This window comes from Streptomyces sp. NPDC046821 (genome assembly GCF_040645335.1).
In the GTDB taxonomy this organism is placed as follows: domain Bacteria; phylum Actinomycetota; class Actinomycetes; order Streptomycetales; family Streptomycetaceae; genus Streptomyces.
This window is the reverse complement of the sequence record NZ_JBEYYB010000001.1, coordinates 435,398-454,307: the sequence shown is the minus strand read 5'-3', so window position 1 is coordinate 454,307 and position 18,910 is coordinate 435,398. Positions and strand designations below refer to the sequence as shown.

Annotated in this window: 23 protein-coding genes and 2 pseudogenes; 14 read left to right on the top strand and 11 right to left on the bottom strand. The window is 68.5% G+C overall.

The window, feature by feature from the left end; genetic code table 11:
- The first annotated feature begins 48 nt into the window (after positions 1-48).
- Positions 49-522: a MarR family transcriptional regulator gene (locus tag ABZ893_RS02165; RefSeq protein WP_361395284.1), complete on the top strand. Its 474-nt coding sequence runs from the start codon at positions 49-51 to the stop codon at positions 520-522.
- 82 nt (positions 523-604) lie between these two features.
- Here the strand turns inward: ABZ893_RS02165 and ABZ893_RS02160 are convergent, their stop codons facing one another.
- Positions 605-745, bottom strand: a complete 141-nt coding sequence (locus tag ABZ893_RS02160) for a hypothetical protein (RefSeq protein WP_361396148.1) — start codon at positions 743-745, stop codon at positions 605-607.
- A 248-nt stretch (positions 746-993) separates the two neighbouring features.
- Here ABZ893_RS02160 and ABZ893_RS02155 point away from each other — a divergent pair, with 248 nt between their 5' ends.
- The 3 genes and pseudogenes from ABZ893_RS02155 (at position 994) to ABZ893_RS02145 (ending at position 2,113) form a co-directional block, all read left to right on the top strand.
- Positions 994-1,206, top strand: a complete 213-nt coding sequence (locus tag ABZ893_RS02155; RefSeq protein ID WP_361395281.1) for a hypothetical protein — start codon at positions 994-996, stop codon at positions 1,204-1,206.
- 186 nt (positions 1,207-1,392) lie between these two features.
- A pseudogene (locus ABZ893_RS02150) lies at positions 1,393-1,648 on the top strand (transposase); the annotation flags it as partial.
- Between the two features lie 198 nt (positions 1,649-1,846).
- Entirely contained in the window at positions 1,847-2,113 is a 267-nt protein-coding gene (locus tag ABZ893_RS02145; protein WP_361396073.1) for a hypothetical protein, read from the top strand.
- A gap of 408 nt (positions 2,114-2,521) precedes the next feature.
- On the opposite strand, the gene ABZ893_RS02140 is transcribed toward ABZ893_RS02145, so the two are convergent.
- Positions 2,522-3,265, bottom strand: a complete 744-nt coding sequence (locus tag ABZ893_RS02140) for an SDR family oxidoreductase (RefSeq protein WP_361395278.1) — start codon at positions 3,263-3,265, stop codon at positions 2,522-2,524.
- Positions 3,266-3,521: 256 nt separating this feature from the next.
- Here ABZ893_RS02140 and ABZ893_RS02135 point away from each other — a divergent pair.
- Positions 3,522-3,977 (top strand): annotated as a pseudogene (locus ABZ893_RS02135) (DUF6183 family protein); the annotation flags it as partial.
- On the opposite strand, the gene ABZ893_RS02130 reads toward ABZ893_RS02135, so the two are convergent.
- Both ABZ893_RS02130 and ABZ893_RS02125 read right to left on the bottom strand, forming a co-directional pair.
- The gene (locus tag ABZ893_RS02130) at positions 3,946-4,116 is read right to left on the bottom strand and encodes a hypothetical protein (protein ID WP_361395275.1); all 171 of its coding nucleotides are present in this window, start codon (positions 4,114-4,116) and stop codon (positions 3,946-3,948) included. The pseudogene ABZ893_RS02135 and the gene ABZ893_RS02130 overlap by 32 nt on opposite strands.
- Positions 4,117-4,227: 111 nt before the next feature.
- Positions 4,228-4,782 (bottom strand): helix-turn-helix transcriptional regulator, encoded by a 555-nt coding sequence (locus ABZ893_RS02125; protein ID WP_361395272.1) that lies wholly within the window; start codon positions 4,780-4,782, stop codon positions 4,228-4,230.
- Between the two features lie 274 nt (positions 4,783-5,056).
- Here ABZ893_RS02125 and ABZ893_RS02120 point away from each other — a divergent pair, with 274 nt between their 5' ends.
- From ABZ893_RS02120 to ABZ893_RS02110, 3 genes are all read left to right on the top strand, one after another.
- Positions 5,057-5,260: a helix-turn-helix transcriptional regulator gene (locus ABZ893_RS02120; RefSeq protein WP_361395270.1), complete on the top strand. Its 204-nt coding sequence runs from the start codon at positions 5,057-5,059 to the stop codon at positions 5,258-5,260.
- Between the two features lie 101 nt (positions 5,261-5,361).
- On the top strand, positions 5,362-6,000 hold the full coding sequence (locus ABZ893_RS02115; protein WP_361395266.1) for a sigma-70 family RNA polymerase sigma factor: 639 nt from the start codon (positions 5,362-5,364) through the stop codon (positions 5,998-6,000).
- Positions 5,997-6,815, top strand: coding sequence for a BN159_2729 family protein (locus ABZ893_RS02110; RefSeq protein ID WP_361395263.1), 819 nt, complete (start codon positions 5,997-5,999; stop codon positions 6,813-6,815). Before ABZ893_RS02115 ends, ABZ893_RS02110 begins: the two co-directional genes overlap by 4 nt.
- A gap of 503 nt (positions 6,816-7,318) precedes the next feature.
- Here the strand turns inward: ABZ893_RS02110 and ABZ893_RS02105 are convergent.
- Entirely contained in the window at positions 7,319-7,750 is a 432-nt protein-coding gene (locus ABZ893_RS02105) for a MerR family transcriptional regulator (RefSeq protein ID WP_361395260.1), read from the bottom strand.
- Between the two features lie 69 nt (positions 7,751-7,819).
- On the opposite strand from ABZ893_RS02105, the gene ABZ893_RS02100 reads away from it, so the two are divergent.
- The 6 genes from ABZ893_RS02100 to ABZ893_RS02075 all read left to right on the top strand — a co-directional run bounded on the left by ABZ893_RS02100 (position 7,820) and on the right by ABZ893_RS02075 (position 11,714).
- On the top strand, positions 7,820-9,055 hold the full coding sequence (locus tag ABZ893_RS02100) for an MFS transporter (protein ID WP_361395256.1): 1,236 nt from the start codon (positions 7,820-7,822) through the stop codon (positions 9,053-9,055).
- Positions 9,052-9,411: a hypothetical protein gene (locus tag ABZ893_RS02095; RefSeq protein WP_361395254.1), complete on the top strand. Its 360-nt coding sequence runs from the start codon at positions 9,052-9,054 to the stop codon at positions 9,409-9,411. Before ABZ893_RS02100 ends, ABZ893_RS02095 begins: the two co-directional genes overlap by 4 nt.
- Positions 9,412-9,450: 39 nt before the next feature.
- A complete protein-coding gene (locus ABZ893_RS02090; protein WP_361395251.1) occupies positions 9,451-9,969 on the top strand; it encodes a putative immunity protein in 519 nt (172 codons plus the stop codon).
- Between the two features lie 99 nt (positions 9,970-10,068).
- Positions 10,069-10,815, top strand: a complete 747-nt coding sequence (locus tag ABZ893_RS02085; protein WP_361395248.1) for a hypothetical protein — start codon at positions 10,069-10,071, stop codon at positions 10,813-10,815.
- A 200-nt stretch (positions 10,816-11,015) separates the two neighbouring features.
- Positions 11,016-11,306 (top strand): DUF1330 domain-containing protein, encoded by a 291-nt coding sequence (locus ABZ893_RS02080; protein WP_361395245.1) that lies wholly within the window; start codon positions 11,016-11,018, stop codon positions 11,304-11,306.
- Positions 11,307-11,369: 63 nt separating this feature from the next.
- Positions 11,370-11,714 carry a hypothetical protein gene (locus tag ABZ893_RS02075; RefSeq protein ID WP_361395242.1) on the top strand — a complete coding sequence of 115 codons (345 nt, stop codon included), beginning with the start codon at positions 11,370-11,372 and terminating at the stop codon, positions 11,712-11,714.
- A 166-nt stretch (positions 11,715-11,880) separates the two neighbouring features.
- Here the strand turns inward: ABZ893_RS02075 and ABZ893_RS02070 are convergent, their stop codons facing one another.
- The 6 genes from ABZ893_RS02070 to ABZ893_RS02045 all read right to left on the bottom strand — a co-directional run bounded on the left by ABZ893_RS02070 (position 11,881) and on the right by ABZ893_RS02045 (position 18,694).
- Complete coding sequence (locus ABZ893_RS02070; protein WP_361395239.1) at positions 11,881-13,065, bottom strand: lipid-transfer protein; 1,185 nt, start codon at positions 13,063-13,065, stop codon at positions 11,881-11,883.
- Positions 13,062-13,523: a MaoC family dehydratase gene (locus ABZ893_RS02065; protein WP_361395236.1), complete on the bottom strand. Its 462-nt coding sequence runs from the start codon at positions 13,521-13,523 to the stop codon at positions 13,062-13,064. Before ABZ893_RS02065 ends, ABZ893_RS02070 begins: the two co-directional genes overlap by 4 nt.
- Positions 13,520-14,629, bottom strand: a complete 1,110-nt coding sequence (locus tag ABZ893_RS02060; protein ID WP_361395233.1) for an acyl-CoA dehydrogenase family protein — start codon at positions 14,627-14,629, stop codon at positions 13,520-13,522. Before ABZ893_RS02060 ends, ABZ893_RS02065 begins: the two co-directional genes overlap by 4 nt.
- Positions 14,629-15,684 carry a MaoC family dehydratase N-terminal domain-containing protein gene (locus tag ABZ893_RS02055; protein WP_361395230.1) on the bottom strand — a complete coding sequence of 352 codons (1,056 nt, stop codon included), beginning with the start codon at positions 15,682-15,684 and terminating at the stop codon, positions 14,629-14,631. Before ABZ893_RS02055 ends, ABZ893_RS02060 begins: the two co-directional genes overlap by 1 nt.
- Positions 15,681-16,847, bottom strand: coding sequence for an acyl-CoA dehydrogenase family protein (locus ABZ893_RS02050; protein ID WP_361395227.1), 1,167 nt, complete (start codon positions 16,845-16,847; stop codon positions 15,681-15,683). Before ABZ893_RS02050 ends, ABZ893_RS02055 begins: the two co-directional genes overlap by 4 nt.
- Positions 16,848-16,990: 143 nt before the next feature.
- Positions 16,991-18,694 carry an AMP-binding protein gene (locus tag ABZ893_RS02045; RefSeq protein ID WP_361395224.1) on the bottom strand — a complete coding sequence of 568 codons (1,704 nt, stop codon included), beginning with the start codon at positions 18,692-18,694 and terminating at the stop codon, positions 16,991-16,993.
- Between the last annotated feature and the right edge of the window lie 216 nt (positions 18,695-18,910).

Genomic DNA, 18,910 nt, shown 5'->3' with positions numbered 1-18,910 from the left:
GACATCCCCCAATGCATGTCTTTTGACAACTATTGTAATCTAGCATGCATGTCGAAGAGGGAACAGGACGATGCGATCGCCGACGTCGAACGGGCCATGGTCGCGATCCGCCGCAGGCAGACCCGTCGGTCGCTGGCGCGGTTGACGCCACCCGGCGGTGGCGGGCCAATCGACCCCACGCTGTTCAACGTGCTGGACGTCATCGACGACCACGACAAACCGTGCTCCGTCAGGGACGTCGCCACCGCGCTGAGCGTTGATCAGCCGAGGGCGAGCCGGCTGGTGCTCCGGACCGTCGAAGAAGGGTGGCTGGACCGCAGGACCGATCCGTCCGACGCCCGGCGCACGCTGCTTGCCCTTACCGGCTCCGGGCGGGAACAGCTCGACCGCGCACACCGGTTCCGGCAGGAGATCTTCGCGCGGGTGATGGCGGACTGGTCGGACGTCGACCGGTCCGAGTTCGCCCGCCTCATCACCGCGTTCGTGACCTCGTTCGCCCAGGTGGTGCCCGACGCCGAATGAGCTCCTCGGAGCGGGCACGTGGATCGTCGGCGCGCCAGTGGTGGGGTTACCAGGAAGCTGGGATGGCCCCGGACGTCCGCGGTCAGGACGCGGGGGCGGTCTCGGCGGTCTGGGGCAGCAGGGCCCGGGTGGAGTCCGCGTATCGGACCACGGTCTTCTCGGCCGTGCCGAAGACCTCGGAGCGGTGGAGCGGGCCGCGGCCGTGGACTCGCGGCGCCTGCACCGGCGCAACGAGCGAAAGCCCGAACACTTCCTGGGCTTCACGGCGATCGCGGTGGTGCTGATCTGCTTCCGATGCCTGAACGCCGTTGTGGGTCGGTAGCCTCCGCAGGAAATCGACGACGCTGACACCTGGCACCGGCTCGCCGCCTTGCTGCCATCGGACCAGGCCCAGGAGTTCAGCGATTGCTGGGCCATCGGGGAGCAGGAGGCAGGGCTGGGCCTGCTCGTTCCGGCATCTCGAGCAAGGACGTGGCGATCAACGAGACGGTCCGCGCCGAACTCTCGGCGCTCGAGGAGACATGGGGTGAGAGGGAAGCGCTCACTCCCCGAATCCGGCAATGCCGCGGCGACGGCTGGCCGGCCTCCCACGTGACCCTGATGGACCGCATCGCCGTCGCCCGGCTGTTCCTCACCGACTCGGCTGGCAAGGCGTTCACCAGCTTCCTTCAGTCGTGCCAGTAGCCGTCGACCATCGCTGACGCCATGGGCTTCGTGCCATAAGAAACGGTGTCTTGGCTTGTCATTTAACGACCGGTGTCGAACGCGGCGCGAACTTGATCAGCGTTTTCGCAGTTCGGCAGGTGTGTAGACGGCCTTCGTCTGATCCTGTGCTCCGTCACAGAGTGGATCAGTGCGAAGGCCGTGGTCGTGAGTTTGGTGTATAGGGATGCCCTGCGGGACGCGTTCGCGGAAGTGTCACACTTCCGGTCGGAGCTGTACGCGTGTCTGACCGTGCGGGGCGACGCCTTGTTCGAGTTGTGCGACGCGCTGCTGTGTACGGACGGGCCGGTGCGGACGCTGGTTGATCTCGCGCTCGCCCGAACACCGCCGTGGACACGGGGCTCTGTACGGCGGGCTCGACCAGGGCCGGATCGACGTCGCCCGGCTGCGTCGTGCTCTGGCTCGTGATCGCTGCCTATGCCCAGCTTCGGCTCGCCCGCCCGCTGGCCACCGACCTCCGCAGGCCCTGGGAGATGCCGACGGCGTGGGCCAAGTCCTCGCCACCGGCGAGGCGTTCAGCCGCTCTCCGCCCGCCACAAAGTCGGCACCAAACCCCGCAGGGCAGGCTGACAAGCAACATACAGGTCAGCACACTGACCACATGCGATATGAGGAGAGGGCGAAGTCGACCGTGGTGAGGGCCATGGTTCCGGTGGTCATCCTCGTCTCCTCACCGGTGCTGCTGCTGGTTGGGGCGCCGATTCGCCGCAGCTACCTCCGCTACGTCCACCGAGACGAGGCCCCGCAGATCCTGGACAAAAAGCGGGGCTGGGTCAGCGTCCACTACTTTGTGATCACCAGCCGCCTTCTCAAATGGCTCTGCTGGCCTACGCAGTCGCTCGCCCGCCGCGCTTCACGCCGGGGTTAAAAGACAAGCTCAGTACGTGTTTTCAAAGCTCTTCTGGTTCGCCTCCGCCCGCGTACTCGTAGCGTGAGCGGCTGCTTTGCCTGACAGCAGCCCGGTGATGGACTGCATCGGTCGTCGTCTGGCCCTTGACTACTTGCCGCACGAAGACCGGGTCGACCTGAATGTCCTTACGGTCCAGGAGAGCGCCACCGAGAAGGCAGCCGAGGTCTTCGATGAGGCTGTCTGGGCCGACGTGATGCAAGGGCCCGTGTCCGCCGTCGTGCCGCCCCAACGAGTTGGCCCGCACTGGCGAGAAACACATCCCAGTCCGTATGGCCGGATGTCCTGGCCAAGCCCAACAGAGTGACCCGGAGGTGTTGTTCGGCCAGGACGAGGAGAAGCGCCGCCCACAACCACGCCTCCTGTTGACTACAGAACGCCTCCATTGGCACGGATGTTCTGGCCTGTCAGCCACCGTCCGTCCGGTCCTGCAAGGAACGCGACGACGTCCGCCACGTCCTCGGGCTGGCCGAGGCGTCCGAGCGAGGTCATGCCGATGGCCATCGCCAACTTCTCCGGCTCGTTGGCCGCTCTCAGCAAATCGGTGTCGGTGGCGCCGGGGGATACCGTATTGACCGTGATGCCCCGTCCGCCGAGCTCGCGTGAAGCTACCAAGGTCAGTTGCTCGAGGGCACCCTTGCTGGCTGCGTACGGGGCGTTGCCGGGGGCGGGGAAAGCGGTGTTGAGGGTGGAGATGTTCACGATCCGCCCGCCGTCACGCATGTGCCGGGCCGCGTAACGAACCGTGAGGAAGACCGACTTCGCGTTCACGGCCATCACTGTGTCGAAGACGGCCTCCTCTGTCTGCGCGATGGGCACGACTTCGGTATGCGTAGCTGCGTTGTTGACCAGAATGTCGAGCCCGCCGAGCCGGCGTTCGGCGGTCGCCAACAACTCCTCTGCCGCGCCGGGCTCGGCCAGATCCAGCTGCACCGCAGTGACCTTCCCACCCGCCTTCTCGGCCTGCCGCACGACCTCATCCGCGGCATCCCGGTTCTGCGCGTAATTGAAGACCACGCTCGCTCCGTCCCGCGCGAGCCGCAGCGCGACAGCCCGACCGATCCCCCTCGATCCACCGGTAACGACAGCTGCCTTGCCTGTGAGAACCGCCATGACTCTCCCTGCCTTGATGTCCTGTTTGGCGTGAACACCCAGACTTACATGCAGCCTTGACAAGAGCGAAAGGCTCGCTGGGAATCCAACAACCTCATGGAGCCCTTCCCCGCATTCAGGGACATAACCTGCGTCAGACAGCTCGACCAGGTCGGTGGGGGTGGTTCGTCAGTCCGTCGGTCAAGGGCGGTGACGGGTACTCCGTCCACGGCCATGGCGGCCTCCTCGGCGCAACTGCTCCAGCTCCTGCCTCTTCCACGAGTTGGTACTCCGTGGCGTGGACATCGGGGCGTTCCCGGAGTTGCGCTCCTGGCCGCTGGTTCAGCCGCGCTGGCTTGCACTGTCCTGGCTGCCGGCGCACCGCAGCGGCCTTGAGTCCGATATCTACTTTCCGAGCCGCTCGATACAGGGCTCCGCCGGCGGGGCGGAGACCGGGCTGCAGCCCGAAGGCCGAATGCACCCGCCGATACCGCGCACCGCAGAACGGTCCAGGCTTCAGGTCTACGAGAAGCGGAGCGCCGCGCCGATGGCCAGGGCGGTGAACGTCGTGAGGACGCGGCCGGGAGTTCGATCGGCGTGTGCCCGAGTTCCTGTGCCCGTACTCGTGGCCGAAGTTGTGCACGGCGGTCACACCGGTGACGTGCTCGAGCCAGACTTGCCCCTTGGCCGAAATGACCGTGTCAGCAGGCGGGTTCGGGCGGGTATTCCGTGAGGGGGGTGGACACGTCGCCGGTGGACACCTCCTCGTTGACCCAGACGATTCCGACCTCGCCCTCAGGCGCGTCGATGATCACCTTCGCGCCATGAGGGATGCCACGGACTCGCTCCACACGCCATTCACCGGTCTCCATGCGGACACCCACCCCCAGATACCTGCTGCGGTGACGCCCGCCAGAGGTGAACGAAATGTAACCATGCAGATACGAACCGTGTGTAGAGATCGGTCGAAAATCCGCAACTATCTACTTATCGACAGGGCGTTCGTCGCTCGCGAGACCGCGGAGCCGGCGTTGTACGCGCGTCCACTCCCGGATGTCCTCGGCCTTCTCGGCCCTGTCCTCCGTGGCCTGCTCGGGATCGCGCGTGGCGAAGACGATCAGACGCATACCCTTGCGCTGCAACTCGATGACATCGGTGTCCACGAGCTCTCCGTCGGCCAGTTCGTGCTGGATGCGGGCCGGTAGGCGCGCGACGAACCCTGCGGCGTCACCGGAGGCCGACGCCGGCATCTCGGTGTCCGCGGCAGGCGGGACCGGGGCTGCGGCCGGGGGTGTCAGAAGGGTGGGCGTGCCGCCCTCCAGGACCGCCCTGGCGCTTCCGGGTGTCCAGCCGAGGGTCCGTTCGATCTTGTCGATGGTGAGAGGCATGGTCTTGTAACCGTCGCTGGACTCGGCGCGCTGCACCGTGGAGTAACCGATGCCGGCTGCTTCCGCAAGGTCTTCCTGCCGCCATCCGCGCGCCTTGCGCACGTCACGAATTGCCTCAGCGAGGCGCTTCCAGTCTCGGGTGGTGGTCACAGAAGTCATGATGCCTCACCGTAAGGCAACACCTACAGATCCTTTCAAGCTCCTCATCAGTAATGATCAGCGCACGGGGTGGCAAAGCGTTGCCCATTGCGCCTTCATTGGTCTCAACTGCCTCCCCCTCGCGCCTTCTTGCGGCGGACGGGGCCGACCGGGTCGACCTGGTCCTTCCGCGCATCACCTCTAGACATCACGGTGATGTATTCCCGTCCGGTAAGGCGCTTGAAACACCTTGCAGTGATGTTTACCCGTCGCTACTCTCCTCCCCGTGACACCCAATGGAGCCACAATTCGGGCCTTTCGAGAGGCGCGTGGGCACTCGTTGAGAAGTCTTGCCCACCTCACAGATAGGCATCCCAGCACCATCATGCGCATCGAAGAAGGGTGCCGGGGTGCGACCCCCGAGACCCTGAGGCGGATCGCTGCAGCTTTGGAGATCCCCGTCGAGGCCATCACCAGGGAGAGACCGTGAGTCAGACCGCACAGCCGGTACCAGTCGACCGTCAAAGACCGCCCCCGTACTTCGCAGCAGCAGGCACCACGCGCCCCTGCGAGAGAAGACGGATCGCCGCGATGCCCGACCAGACCGGAGGCGGTCAGGCAACTCATGCCCAGGCCAAGACAGGTCCGCGCAACGGGCCGGAGCCCGAGTTCATCACCCGAGCACGCAGCGGCGACCGGCGGGCCTTCGCCGTCCTGTACCGCCGGCACCGTGACACGGTCTACGCCGCCATCGTCCGCCAGGTACGCAACCGGGAGCTGGCGGAGGATCTCACCCAGGAGGTGTTCGTACGGGCGCTGCGCCGAATCGAGACCTTCACCTGGCAGGGGAAGAGCATCGACGCCTGGCTGCAGACGATCGCCCGGAACCTGATCGCCGACCACTACAAATCCAGCTGGGCGCGGCGCGAAGTGCCCACTGGCGAGTGGGGCGAGTGGGACCGGAACGGGGACCGGAACACGGAGAACACTGAGGACACCGTGATCCACACCTTGCTGGTCGCGGAGGCCCGCAAGGTCGTCGGCGACGCTCTGCCCTTCCTCAACGCGCACCAACGCACCTGCCTGAGGCTCCGGTTCCTGGAGGAGCTGTCCGTGTACGAGACGGCCAGGCTGATGGGCAGGCAGCCCAACGCGGTCAGGTCGCTCCAGTACCGGGCCATGCGCAGCATGACCCAGCTGGTCCAGGCCACCTGGGCGGTGGGCGCGTGACGCAGAACGGGAACGTCCGCGCGGCAAGCGCCGTCATCCGCGAGTGTTTCGCGCGCTTCGAGGAGGAGGTGGCGGTCAGGCTCGCCCCGGTTCTGGTCCCCGATGCCCTGCAGCGGCTGCACTCCGCGGCGGCCGAGGCGGAACGGGAGCGGCACCGGGGGCGGGCCGGCGACACGGTGGTCCACCGGCAGGCCTTGGCCCAGGCCCCGGCCCAGGCCCAGTCCCCGGCCCTGGCCCTGCATCCGGGCAGGGAGCCGCTGAGCGCGCTGGAGGCCGAAGCCGCCGCGGGGGAGACACAGTGCGCCCGGGTGAAGTCCGTATGGGCCTCGCTGTGGACGGAATTCCACGGCCACAGGCCGGAGGTCATGGCCATCGACTGTTGTGGCGACCGCGTGGTGGTCTGCATCAAGGCGGCGTCCCTGGCCGACTGGTACTCCTGGCTCGCAGCCATCGGGGCGCCGGTGGACGCCGAGCCCCGGCAGGCCGGATACGCGCAACTGGCGTTCGGGCGACGGGACGGGGTGCCGGTGCATCTCGTCGCGCACGACGTGCCGCGTCTCCTCGAAGAGGCATGGGACGCGGCCTGCGAGCCGTACATCCTTTGGGGCCGGGTCTACGACCTGTCGCGGCCGCTGACCGACCGCAACGGCGACATCTGGCACCACCACCGATATCGGCCCCAGGACCACGTCCCGCTGCTGCGCAGGCGCGACCGCGACGAGCTCTCGCCACTGACGTGCCTCGTCCGCGACACCGGACCGCTGACCGACAGGGCACCTTGCCGCGCCCCTTGGCGGCGTTCTGAAAGGCCCTGATCGCCCGAGCGGTGGCCGCCGGACCGAAGGCGCCGCCGGAGGTGATGCGGTAGCCGAAGGCCCGCGGCTGGACCTGAGCAGCCTTCTCGGCCGAGCCGCGCGAGCCCTGCCGCACACCCACGACGAGCTGCCTTCACGTGGCCGGCCCGGGCGGTGGCATCGTCCAATGTCGGCCGCCGCCTGCGCTGTCAGGTTCAGCCCCCGGCCCCCGCTGGATAGGTGAACCCGATGTACACCCGCCGCGCCGCGCGCACCAGCACGAAGGCCAGCGACGGCGCCAGCCACCAGTGGCTGAGACTCCGGCGCATGACCGGGACCCGGGCGAGCAGGCAAAGGTGACGGGCGCCGAGCGCGATCAGCTGCGCCGACGCGAACGGTGGGGGACGGGCAGCCGGCCCGCGGCTACGGCGGGACGGCCGACGTCGTCGACTATGCGCGCCGTACCGGCGTGCCGGTCGAGGTGGTGTGGCCCGAGGGCGCGATTCGCGACTAGCCGTTGCCGGTCATGACGTTGCTGATGCCGACGCCATCGACGGGAGTTCGGTGTTCCGTGGAGAGCTGTCAGGCGCCGGCGCCCGGCATTGTGCGACTTCGGTGAGGTACTCGCTCATCGCATCACGGTTGCGGATGAGTACGTCGATCCGCTCGGTGAGCCGGTCCCTCTCTGCGGCCAGCAGGGCAAGCATCTCCGGTGTCGCATCGGGAAAGTGGATCGATCGAGGTTTGTCCAGGCACGGGAGGATCTGCTTGATGATGCGGGTGGGGAGCCCCGCATCCAGCAGGCCACGGATTTGGTGGACCCGGTCCACGTAGCGGCCGTCGTACTCGCGATACCCGTTCGCACCCCGGTCCGGGACGATCAGCCCCTGCTCCTCGTAGTAGCGAAGTAGCCGACGGGACGCGCCCGTCAGGCGCGACAATTCACCGATTCTCACACCGCCGAAGCTACCCCGCGCACCTCGGCTTGACCCTCACATTCGTGTGAGGGTTTCAGGATGCGGTCCATGACGACCACGTCTTCTCACACGCAACCTCGTATGCGACAGGCCGGCCTGCCATGGTCAGCGCTGTTGGCATTGGGGACCGCCGTCTTCATCACGAGCCTGACCGAGACTCTGCCCGCCGGCGTCCTGCCCGAGATCTCCGCCTCGCTGGGCACGAGTTCAGGTGCTACCGGCCAGGCTGTCACCGTCTATGCGGCCGGTACGGCGCTGACGGCCATCCCGCTGGCCACGGCGACAGCGTCTGTTCCGCGCAAACCTCTGCTGCTCGGCGCCATGGCCATCTTCCTGGCGGCCAACACGCTGACTGCGGCCGCACCGGGATACGTCGTCCTTCTGGCTGCCCGGTTCCTCGCCGGCGTGGCCGCCAGCCTGGCGTGGGCGATCCTCGCCGGCTACGCGCGTCGTATCGCGCCTGCCGGGATGGAAGGCCGCGCCATCGCCGTAGCGATGACCGGGATCCCGCTGGCGTTGTCCCTGGGAGTTCCGGCCGGCACCCTCATCGGTGAACAGATGGGATGGCGGGCGGCGTTCGCCGCTATCTCCCTGGTCACTCTTCTCGTCATCGGCTGGATCAGTATGTCCGTCCCCGCCGTGAGTCAGGCCGCCGGTGACGGTGCGGACACCGCACCAAAATCGGCGAAGTCGCCCCTGGGGCAGACCCTGACTGTGCCCGGTGTCGCCGCGATCATGGTGACGGTCACGACGTTCGTCCTCGGACACACGATCCTCTACGCCTACGTCGCTCCCTACCTACAGCACGCTGGGCTCGGGTCAGCAACCGACGCGGTTCTTCTTGCTTTCGGTGCCGCGTGCATGGTGAGCATTTGGTACGTCGGACGCCACGTCGACCGCCGACTGCGGACTCTGACGGTCACCGCCACCGTGCTGTTCACTCTTGCCACCGCAACTCTCGCCGTCACCGCGACGCATTCGATCGTCTGGGCCGCCGCTGTCCCTTGGGGCCTGGGATGGGGCGGGGCCCCGACCTTGCTGCAAACCGCAGCCGGACAAGCCGGAATGCAACACAGCCCCGCTGCCGCCGACACCGCGCAAGCCGTCCTCGTCACCCTCTGGAACGCCGCAATGGCCCTCGGCGGCATCATCGGCGGACTCCTGCTGCAAAGCTCGGGCGTCACCGTGGTCGCCGTGGCAGCGGCTGCCCTCGGAGCAGTCAGCCTGTTCGTCGTCGCCGGATCCCGACACCACGCATTTCCCAACACCCAGGCCAAGCCATGACTTACGCCAACGTATCAGAGGAACAGACGCCTGCCGAGCAGGCCCTGAGCCACTCCTACGTCACCGCTGACGGACTCCGTTTCGACGTCATCAAGCTGTCGGTCGAGCACCATCAAGACCGCAGCGCAACGTTGACGTACTGGCTGACCGTGCGCCGCCAAGGCTCCGCGGATGAGCGCTGGGAAGTGGCTTTGCCCTGGGACGACAGGTCTTGGACGGACGTGCTCACCTCGGCCGCGCCTCCTCCCGACCGACTGCGGCAGCTCGTCCACCTCGTACACGCCCACCTCGATGAATGGTGGGACACGAAGGCACACAACCGGCAGTCGGCGAGGATGGGACGCCGACTTGCCTGACGGTCAGGCGAGCGGACGCAAGCAGAAGGAGTGTCAGCCGTGATCCTGCCGCAGGTCCGGGACCCTCGGTTCGTGACGATCCGTCGTGGTGGGACCCTCACTGATGCGGATCACCATCTCCTTGCTCTGTGGGCGGCAGACTGCGCGGAGCACGTCCTTGGCCTCTTCGAGGTAGCTCGGCCTGAGGACCCACGGCCGCGCGAGGCGATCGAACATGCCCGCGCCTGGGTGCGTGGCGAGGTCAAGATGATGCAGGCCCGCGCCGCGGGAGGCCACGCAATGGGCGCCGCCCGGGACCTGCGTGGCGCAGCACGGCACGCCGCCTACGCCGCCGGCCAGGCCGCAGTCGTCGCACACGTCGCCGCGCACGAACTCGGTGCGGCCGCCTACGCGATCAAGGCCGTACGCGCTGCCGCGCCGAAAGGCGAGAGTGCCGAGGCCGCAGGGCGACTCGAGTGCCAGTGGCAGCGCGACCAGCTCCCGGGGGCGATCCGCGACCTCGTACTTGACGATCAGCGATTGCGGAACGACATCTGCTGGTCGGTGTTTGACTGCTGAGCACCCATCGGAACGTCAAGATCGTCCGGCCAGCGGCCAGCGGCCAGCGGCCAGCGACCGCACGACCAGCCTGTTGTTGATGGTTGCTGCCCCTCGGCCTTGATCCGCGGGAGTTCACCGCTGGGTGTCGGGGGTGGGGCGGGTGCGGCGGTAGATGCCGGGCGCTGTGCCGAACTCGCGCTTGAAAGCGCGGCCAGCTCCTTCCTCAGCCCCAAACTCAACCACCGCAAGGACGCATACGGCGGCAGCCTCGAAAACCGTGCCAAAGTCGCCCGCGGCATCGCGCGCGCCGTCCGCGACGAGGTCGGCGACCGCATCGCGATCACCGCCAAACTCAACATGGAAGACGGCGTCCCCGGCGGCTTCGCCATCGACGAGAGCATCCAGGTCGCCCGCTGGCTCCAGGACGACGGCTCGGTCGACGCCCTCGAACTCACCGCCGGCAGCTCCCTGCTCAACGCCATGTACCTGTTCCGCGGCGACGCACCGATCAAGGACTTCGCGGCACAGTTCCCGCAGCCCCAGCGGCTCGGCATCCGACTGCTCGGCAACAGCTTCCTGCGCAGCTACCCGTACGAAGAGGCGTACCTGCTGGAGTCGGCCCGCCGGTTCCGCGCCGCGCTGGACCTTCCGCTGATCCTGCTCGGCGGCATAACCCGCCGCGAGACGATGGACCAGGCCATGGCCGAGGGCTTCGAGTTCGTGGCCATGGCCCGGGCCCTGCTCCGCGAACCGGACCTGATCGAGCGCATAACGGCCGACCGGAACACCACCTCGCAGTGCATCCACTGCAACCGGTGTATGCCCACCATCTACACCGGCACTCACTGCCCCTTGGTCGTGTGACAACTCGGCACCGCGTGGCGGCGGCTGAGGGGCGGCGGGACGCTACGCAGCCCTGCAGAGGGCATACACCCCGATCACGGCAGAGCCTTATCGACCCGATCCTGGACCACGCACGGAAGGCTCACCTGTGGAGAGCTGACTGTGAACGTTCGCCGGGTTCGTGATCATGGCTCTGCGTCCTCATGGATAGGGTCGGTTCCATGCCCGCTTATGTGATCGCAGATGTGCAGCTGACTGGTGACGTCGAGGAGCTGGCTGAGTACCGCTCTCAGGTTGTGGCGACGTTGGAGCCGTACGGAGGCAGGTACCTCGCTCGGGGTGGCGACGTCGACGTTGTGGAGGGCGCGTGGGCGCCTGGGCAGATCGTGCTCGTGGAGTTCCCGGACGTGGTTGCTGCGCGGGCGTGGAACGATTCGCCGGAGTATCAGGCGATCGCTCCGCTGCGCATCCGCAACACTGACAGCAAGCGGCTCATCGTCCAGGGGCTGTAAGCACTTCGCACGGCCGGTCAACGGCCTGAGTGCAGCTCAGACATGAAGGACAGGGGGAGGTAAGTGAACCGGGCAGAGCTGGCCGGGATGCTCAATGGACGGAGCGAAGCCTGCGAACCGGCGAAGGCGGCACTTCTCGGCGGAGGCGACTTCGTCGTCTGGGACGGCACCGCCCCCGGTCAGCGACTTGCCGATGTTTACGCGGCGCGCGACCGGCGCGCGCGGAAACGGGGCACCGAGACACTCGCCCTGTCAGCCACCGTCGACATCCTCACCCAGTACGGCACCACGCCGTTGCGACCGGGCTGCATCTTCTCACCGGACAGAACGTGGGCCTTCATGCTCTTCCTGACCGAGGATGCCAGGTCCATCCTGGCCTGCACGGGAGTCCGCAGAACCGTCCGATGACAGTGGTCCCTCTCAAGGCGCACCCGCCACATGCCGGGCGCCGTCGACACGGAGATGCAGGCCTCACCCATGATGACGAGGTCGCCAAGGCGGTGGCCTCCGGGCTGCCCCTTGAGACCGGAGGTCGCGCCGGAGACCATGCGCAGCGGCACGGCCCGGTCTGGGGTCACCGCTCGCGTCCCAGAATCAGCCCGCTCGTCGGCACCCCCGTGCCCGCGGTGACCAGTGCGTGGGTGACGCCGTCGGGCTGGTTCACCGAAGTGCCGCGGATCAGACGGACGCCTTCGGCGATTCCGTTCATGCCGTGCAGGTAGGCCTCGCCGAGTTGGCCTCCGTGGGTGTTCATCGGCAGGCGGCCGCCCGTCTCCAGGTTTCCGTCCGCGATGAAGTCCTTGGCCTCGCCGGTGCCGCAGAAGCCGAGTTCCTCCAGTTGCGGCAGCACCAGGGGGGTGAAGTGGTCGTAGAGGATCGCGGCGTCGATGTCGTCGGGGCGCAGGCCGCTCTGGGCGTAGAGCTGTCGGCCGACCAGGCCCATCTCCGGGATGCCGGAGATCGTCGGCCGGTAGTAGCTGGTCATCATGTGCTGGTCCGCGCCCAGGCCCTGGGCCGCCCCGCGGATCACGGCGGGCGGTTGCGGGAGGTCCCGGGCCCGTTCCGCCGACACGATCACGAGGGCCTGGCCGCCGTCGGTCTCCTGGCAGCAGTCCAGCAGGCGCAGTGGCTCGGCGATCCAGCGTGAACTCTGGTGGTCCTCCAGGGTGATGGGGCGCTCGTAGAACCAGGCGGCCGGGTTGTTGGCGGCGTGCTTGCGGTCCACGACGGCGACCCGTCCGAAGTCCGCGCTGGTGGCGCCGTACTCGTGCATGTACCTGCGCGCGAACATGGCCACCCACTGGGCGGGCGTGCTCAGGCCGAACGGGGTCATCCAGGCGTACGCGGCACGGTCGGCGGTGGTGTCCATCGGCCGGTCGGCCTGCCCGAGACCGTAACGTTCGCCAGAGCGCTCGTTGAAGGCGCGGTAGCAGACCACCACCTGTGCCGCGCCCGTGGCGACGGCCATGACCGCCTGCTGCACGGTCGCGCAGGCGGCCCCGCCGCCGTAGCCGATCCGGGAGAAGAACGTCAGCTCGCCCATGCCCGTGTTGCGGGCCACGTGGATCTCGGAGTTCGTCTCGGCGGTGAAGGTGACCAGGCCGTCGACGTCGGAGGGGTTGAGACCGGCGTCGGCGAGAGCCGCGAGCACGGCCTCGCAGGCGAGTTGGAGCTCGCTGCGTCCGGAGAACTTGGAGAACTCGGTGGCGCCGATGCCCGCGATGGCGGCGGTCCCCGAAAGAGCGCTGCTGCCGGTCATCGCGCGTCCACCACCTTCGGAAGCTCCACGACGGCCGTGCCGGTGAGGTGGGTGCCCAGGCTGTTCGTGCCTGTCACGGAGATCTCGACGCGTCGGGTCTCGTCGGTCCTGGCCGTGACGGTTCCGGTCAACACCATTGTGTCGCCAGGGTAGTTGGGGGCGCCGAGACGGATCCTGATCGCCTTGACGACCGCTGCCGGGCCGGCCCATTCGGTGAGGTACCGGTCGACCAGCCCGTTGCTGGTGAGGATGTTCATGAAGATGTCTTTGGAGCCTCGGTCGACGGCGAGCGCGGGGTCGTGGTGCACGTCCTGGTAGTCGCGGCCGGCGATGGCTGTGGCGACGATGAGCGTGCGGGTCAGGGGGATGGACAGCTCGGGGAGCGTGTCGCCTACCGCCACCTCGTCGTACGGCCTCGTGGTCGGCACGAGGGCCCGCGTCGTGTTCCGCGTCGTCATGACGTCACCGCCTCGCGGGCCAGGACCGCTCCGAGGCGCGACAGGTCGGCGCTCGCCCCGCCCAGGGTCGTGGAGATCTGCTTGCCCCACAGGAAGTGGCGGTGCACCGGATAGTCGGTGTCCACGCCCATTCCGCCGTGCACATGCTGGACGCGGTGGACGACGTTCAGCCCGCTGTCGGTGGCCCACCATTTGGCCACCAGTACCGCCCGTTCGGCGTCTTCGCCGTCCTCGAGCGCGGTCACGGCCTGCCACAGCGTCACCCGCATCGCTTCGATGTCGATGTAGCAGTCGGCCAGTTGGTGCTGCACGGCCTGGAAGGTGGCCAGCGGACGGCCGAACTGGTGACGATCGGTCAGGTACGTGGCTGCGTGCCGCAGCGCGCCCTCGGCCACGCCGAGCTGTACGGCGGCCAGCGCGACACCGGCGCGGTCGACGCTCCACTCCACCGCTCCGCTGCCCGGGGTGCCGACGGCCTCGGCGAAGGCACCGTCGAGGACGAGGTGGGCGCTCAGGTCGTGGCTGGTGGTCTCGGCCTGTTCCCAGGTCACCCCTGCGGCGTCCGCGGCGACAAGGAAGAGGCAGGTGCCCGCGTCGGTGGCTGCGGTGACCAGCACGTGGTCGGCGCCGGAGGGTGAGGGCACTACTGCTTTGGTTCCGGTGAGCCGCCATCCTTGCCCGTCGGCGATGGCCGACGTCAGCGGTGCGAGCGGATCGGCCGGGCCGAACTCCTCCAGGGCCAGGGTCAGCCGGGCCGTGCCGTCTACGGCCGACGGCAGCAGCGCCGATCGCTGCCGCGCGGACCCGTGCGCGGCCACCGCCAGGGCCCCGACGACGGCGGGCCAGAGCGGAACGGGCGCCACGCACCTGCCCTGTTCCTCCAGCAGCACGCACAATGCGGCAAGGCCGAGGCCGGCCCCGCCCACCTCTTCGGGGAGGGCGGGGCCGATCAGTCCGGCACGGGCCACGTCGCTCCAGAGCTTGTCGTCGACGCGCGTCTCGGACGTCTCCACCTCCCGCACCCGCTCGGTGGTGGCGCGGTCGGTGAAGATCTCACGCGCGAGGTCCCGTACTGCTTCGAGCTCTTCGGACAGGGCGAAATCCATCAGGGGTTCTCCTTCGCGACCGGCCGGACCACTGGCCGGAACACCGGCAGCGACACGTCGGGGTCGGCGTCGAGCCAGTCGAGGACGACGGGCATGTCGATCTCGACGTCCTCGGGCGCGATGCCGGCCAGGTTGGTGATGAGCCTGGTGCCCTCCGCGAGCTCGACCAGCGCGACGACCAGGGGGAACTCGAACGCCGGGTGGCGTGGGTGGTGGTTCACCACGAAGCTGTGGACATGGCCGTGGCCCGACGCCTCGACGGTGTCCCATTCCAGGGAGTTGCACTGCGGGCAGCAGGGGCCGGGTGGGTGCCGCAGGGTCGCACACGACGTACAGCGCTGGATCGGCAGCCGGTGCTCCTTGGCCGCGTCGAACCAGAAGGCGTTGTCCCGGTTGACGGCGGGGCGGGGGCGCAGCGCCGCCGGTTCGCCGACGGGCTCTTCCACCCGTTCCCCGGCCGGCTCACGGGCCGGCTCCGCGACCAGCTCGGGAACCGGCTCCTGTACGGGCTCCGCGGGCCGGAACCGAAGGGTGCGCCAGCGCTGCGTGGCGACGACCTCGCCCTCTTGGTCGCGATAGGTCTTCAGCGTGGTGACGAAGCGTCCGACGCCCAGCCCGGTCTTCTTCTGCGCCGAAATCGACTCGACGACCTCCTGCTGGCTGACGTGGTCGCCCGGCACCAGCTCGCGCAGGAATTCCAGCTCGGAGTCGGTCGCGACCACGGAGGTGTAGCCGCCCTCGTCGAGCAGCTCGACCAGCTCGTCGAACCCGCGGCGGCCAGGCGGCGGGGACGATGGGGACACAGTGGCGGCGTAACCGCGCATGGTCCACGCCTGGACCATCGAGGCCGGGGCCACCACACCGGCGCGCCCCGTCGCACGGGCCGCCGCCTCGTCGACGTACACCGGATTGCCGTCGCCCATCGCCTCGGCCCAGTGCCGGATCATCGGCTGGTTCACCGGGTCCTGGCCGGGGGTGGGTGCGTTCAGCTCACGGCCGACGAACGCCTGGAGCCGCTTCTCGTACTCCGTGCTGTCCTCGATCTCCCCGCTCACGCGCCGCGTCCCTTCCGGGGGAGGCCGAGGCCCTGGGTGGCCACCATGTCGCGGAGGATCTCGTTGACGCCGCCGCCGAAGGTGTTCACGATGCCCTGGCGCGAGAGCTGCTCGATCTGTCCGGCCAGCACCGCACCCGGTGACTCCGGGCGGATCCGGCCCGCCGCGCCCAGGATCTGGGTCAGGGTCCGCTGTACGTCGATGTGGGTCTCGGTGCCGTACACCTTGGCCGCACCGGCGTCGGCACCGGTCAGCGCTCCCTGGGCGACCGCACCGGTCATCTTCCAGTTCATCAGGCGCATCGCCTCCAGCTTGGCGTAGGTGCGCGCGAACTCCTGGCGGACCCAGGGCACTTCGATGGTTCCGTTGTCCTTGGCCCACTCCAGCGCCTGCTCCCACAGCTGGGCCATGCGGCCGCCCAGGGCGGCCAGGCCGATCCGCTCGTGATTGAGCTGCGCAGTGATCAGCGGCCAGCCGCCGTTCACCTCGCCCACCACATCGGTGGCGGGCACCCGGATCCCGCTGTAGTAGGTCGCGGTGACGATCATGCCGCCGACGGTCTGGATGGGGCTCCATGAGAAGCCCTCGGCGTCGGTCGGGACGATCAGGATCGAGATGCCCTTGTGCTTGGGGGCGTCCGGGTCGGTACGGGCTGCCAGCCAGACGTAGTCGGCGGTGTTCGCACCGCTGGTGAAGATCTTGCTGCCGTCGACGACGAAGCCGTCCCCGTCGCGGACGGCCCGCGTCGTCAGCGACGCCAGGTCCGTTCCGGCCTCGGGCTCGGTGTAGCCGATCGCGAACACGATGTCGCCGGACAGGATGCCGGGCAGGAAGCGCTTCTTGTGCTCCTCGGACCCGTACGTCATGAGCGTGGGTCCGACGGTGTTCACGGTGACGAACGGGAAGGGCAGACCTGCGCGCTGGACCTCGTCGAAGAACACGTACTGCTCCTCGATCGAACGGCCCTGACCGCCGTACTCCTCGGGCCAGCCGATGCCGAGCCAGCCGTCGGAGCCGAGCCTCTTGACCACCTCGCGGAAGCGGCTCCCGCCCACGCCTTCCTCACCGACCCGGCGGCGCTCGTCCTCAGGCATCAGGCCCGTGAAGTACTCCCGCAGCTCCGCGCGCAGCCGGCGCTGTGCGGCGGTCTCCCGCACGTGCATGTGGTTCTCCTCTTTGTCCTGTGTGTCCTGTGTCGGTGGCCGGCCTGTGCGGTCGGGGCATGTGAGGGCGGAGCGTGCGCGGCCGGGGCATGTGCGGGCGGAGCGTGCGCGGCCGGGGCCGGTGTGGCCGGAGCCTGTGAGGTTCAGGGAAGGAAGCGCTGGCGCCCGTTGGTGACGAACTCCGCGCGCAGCGCGGCCTTGTCGTCCTCGGTCATGACGACGTATTCCGGTTCCCCGCGCCCGGCCCAGCGGTATACGGGGTCGTCGGTGCTCCAGCCCTCGAGCTGCATCTCCTTCTTGCGCAGCTTGTTCGAACCGGTGGCCGGCAGCGCGTGCGAGACCCGGACGAAGCGCGGTGCGCCCTTGGTGCCGAGATCCTCCTGCGTGGACAGGAACCCGGGCAGGCTCAGCTCCTCGAAGCGCGTCCCCTCGGGGATTTCGACGGCGGCCATCACCTGGTCCCCCGAGCGGGGGTCGGGCACGCCGAAGACCGCGGCGGCGAGGACGGCGTCGTGCCGTCGCAGGACGCGTTCGGTCAGGAGCGCGGAGGTGTTCTCGCCGTCGACCCGGATCCAGTCGCCGGAGCGGCCCGCGAAGTAGAAGTAGCCGGCCTCGTCCACGTATCCGAGGTCGCCGGTCCAGTACCACCCGTGGCGTACGCGCTCGGCGTTGGCGGCGGGGTTGTTGTAGTAGCCCTCGAACTTGGCAGCGCCCTCCGTGTCGACGATCTCCCCGATGGCCTCTTCGGAGTTCTTCACCCTCCCGTGCTCGTCGAGAACGGCCGGAGGGCATGTCTCGCGCGTGTCCGGGTGGACGATCCTGACGCTGTCGCGGGCGGGCACACCGAGCGCGCCGGCGGGACCGTCGGGGGCCTGCTTGAGCATTCCGGAGCCCTCGCTGGAGCCGTAGCCCTCGACGAGCCGGCATCCGAAGCGGTTCAGGAAGGCGGCCTTGTCCTCCGGCGAGGCCTCCGTTCCGAAGGCGTGGGTCAGGCTGTTGTCTCCGTCGTCGGCCTGCTCGGGCCTCGCCAGGATGTAGGAGATCGCCTTGCCGACGTAGGTGAAGAAGGTCGCGCCGAAATACCGTACGTCCGGCAGGAATCCGGAGGCGGTGAACTTCGGCGTGAGCGCCACGCAGGCGCCCGCGGCCAGAGCCGGCGCCCACAGCGCCATCAGCGCGTTGCCGTGGAACAGGGGCATGGGGCAGTAACAGATGTCGTCCCGGGCGATGTCGTACTTGGCGCTGTTCGCGTGGCCGAGCGCGGTCAGCCGGCCCTGCGAGCAGATCGCCGCCTTCGAGGCGCCCGTCGTGCCGGAGGTGAACAGCAGCAGCATCCGCGTGTCGGCGGTGACGGCCGGGTCACGGATCACGTCATCGGCCGTGTCACCGGCCGTATCACTGGTCATGTCACCGGTCATGTCACCGGCGTGGGCGGCCACCCGCTCCGCGTACGCCGGATCGTCCACGAGCAGGAACCTGTCGCGTGCCACCCCGATGTCGAGACCGTCGAGGAGCGCAAGCCCAGCCCGGTCGGTGACGATCAACTGGCATTCGGTGTGCCGCACTTCCGCCTCGAGGGCGGCGCCGCGGCGGGTGGAGTTGATGCCGACGACGGCCGCTCCGCTGAGGGCGGCAGCGCCGAGCCAGAAGATGTGCTCGGGCACGTTGTCCAGCAACACGCCGATGTGGAAGGGGCCCGAGACGCGCAGCGACCTCGCCAGCGACGCGCGTGCCGCGCTCTCCCGGACGACCTCGTCCCACGACCAGGTCCGCTCCCGGGTCCGCAGACCCGCGCGGTCGTCCCCGACACGGTCGAGCAGAAGGTCGGCAATCGTCTCGTGTGCCATCGGCGGTCCCTCTCACCACTGTGTGCAGCGGGTTGTGAACCATAGCCAGGGGGGTGGGGCGGGGGTACGTGGGTTTCCCACTCAGTGGGATGGGATGGATGGGAGGGGGTGCGGGGTTGCGCCGGGGGCGAGGGGACGTGGGGGTGGTTGGTGCGCAGGCCCGTCCCTGGGCAGCCGACAGCTTCGGATGTCGCCGGCTCCGGCGAGGTGAAGGAG

What these genes read in the sequence shown, in the direction of transcription:
- ABZ893_RS02070 (WP_361395239.1), bottom strand. Translation starts at nt 13,065, where the DNA reads ATGACCGGCAGCAGCGCTCTTTCGGGGACCGCCGCCATCGCGGGCATC.
- ABZ893_RS02130 (WP_361395275.1), bottom strand. Translation starts at nt 4,116, where the DNA reads ATGGAGACCGGTGAATGGCGTGTGGAGCGAGTCCGTGGCATCCCTCAT.
- ABZ893_RS02115 (WP_361395266.1), top strand. Translation starts at nt 5,362, where the DNA reads ATGCCCGACCAGACCGGAGGCGGTCAGGCAACTCATGCCCAGGCCAAG.
- ABZ893_RS02145 (WP_361396073.1), top strand. Translation starts at nt 1,847, where the DNA reads ATGCGATATGAGGAGAGGGCGAAGTCGACCGTGGTGAGGGCCATGGTT.
- ABZ893_RS02165 (WP_361395284.1), top strand. Translation starts at nt 49, where the DNA reads ATGTCGAAGAGGGAACAGGACGATGCGATCGCCGACGTCGAACGGGCC.
- ABZ893_RS02050 (WP_361395227.1), bottom strand. Translation starts at nt 16,847, where the DNA reads ATGCACGTGCGGGAGACCGCCGCACAGCGCCGGCTGCGCGCGGAGCTG.
- ABZ893_RS02140 (WP_361395278.1), bottom strand. Translation starts at nt 3,265, where the DNA reads ATGGCGGTTCTCACAGGCAAGGCAGCTGTCGTTACCGGTGGATCGAGG.
- ABZ893_RS02095 (WP_361395254.1), top strand. Translation starts at nt 9,052, where the DNA reads ATGACTTACGCCAACGTATCAGAGGAACAGACGCCTGCCGAGCAGGCC.
- ABZ893_RS02060 (WP_361395233.1), bottom strand. Translation starts at nt 14,629, where the DNA reads ATGGATTTCGCCCTGTCCGAAGAGCTCGAAGCAGTACGGGACCTCGCG.
- ABZ893_RS02100 (WP_361395256.1), top strand. Translation starts at nt 7,820, where the DNA reads ATGACGACCACGTCTTCTCACACGCAACCTCGTATGCGACAGGCCGGC.
- ABZ893_RS02045 (WP_361395224.1), bottom strand. Translation starts at nt 18,694, where the DNA reads ATGGCACACGAGACGATTGCCGACCTTCTGCTCGACCGTGTCGGGGAC.
- ABZ893_RS02065 (WP_361395236.1), bottom strand. Translation starts at nt 13,523, where the DNA reads ATGACGACGCGGAACACGACGCGGGCCCTCGTGCCGACCACGAGGCCG.
- ABZ893_RS02080 (WP_361395245.1), top strand. Translation starts at nt 11,016, where the DNA reads ATGCCCGCTTATGTGATCGCAGATGTGCAGCTGACTGGTGACGTCGAG.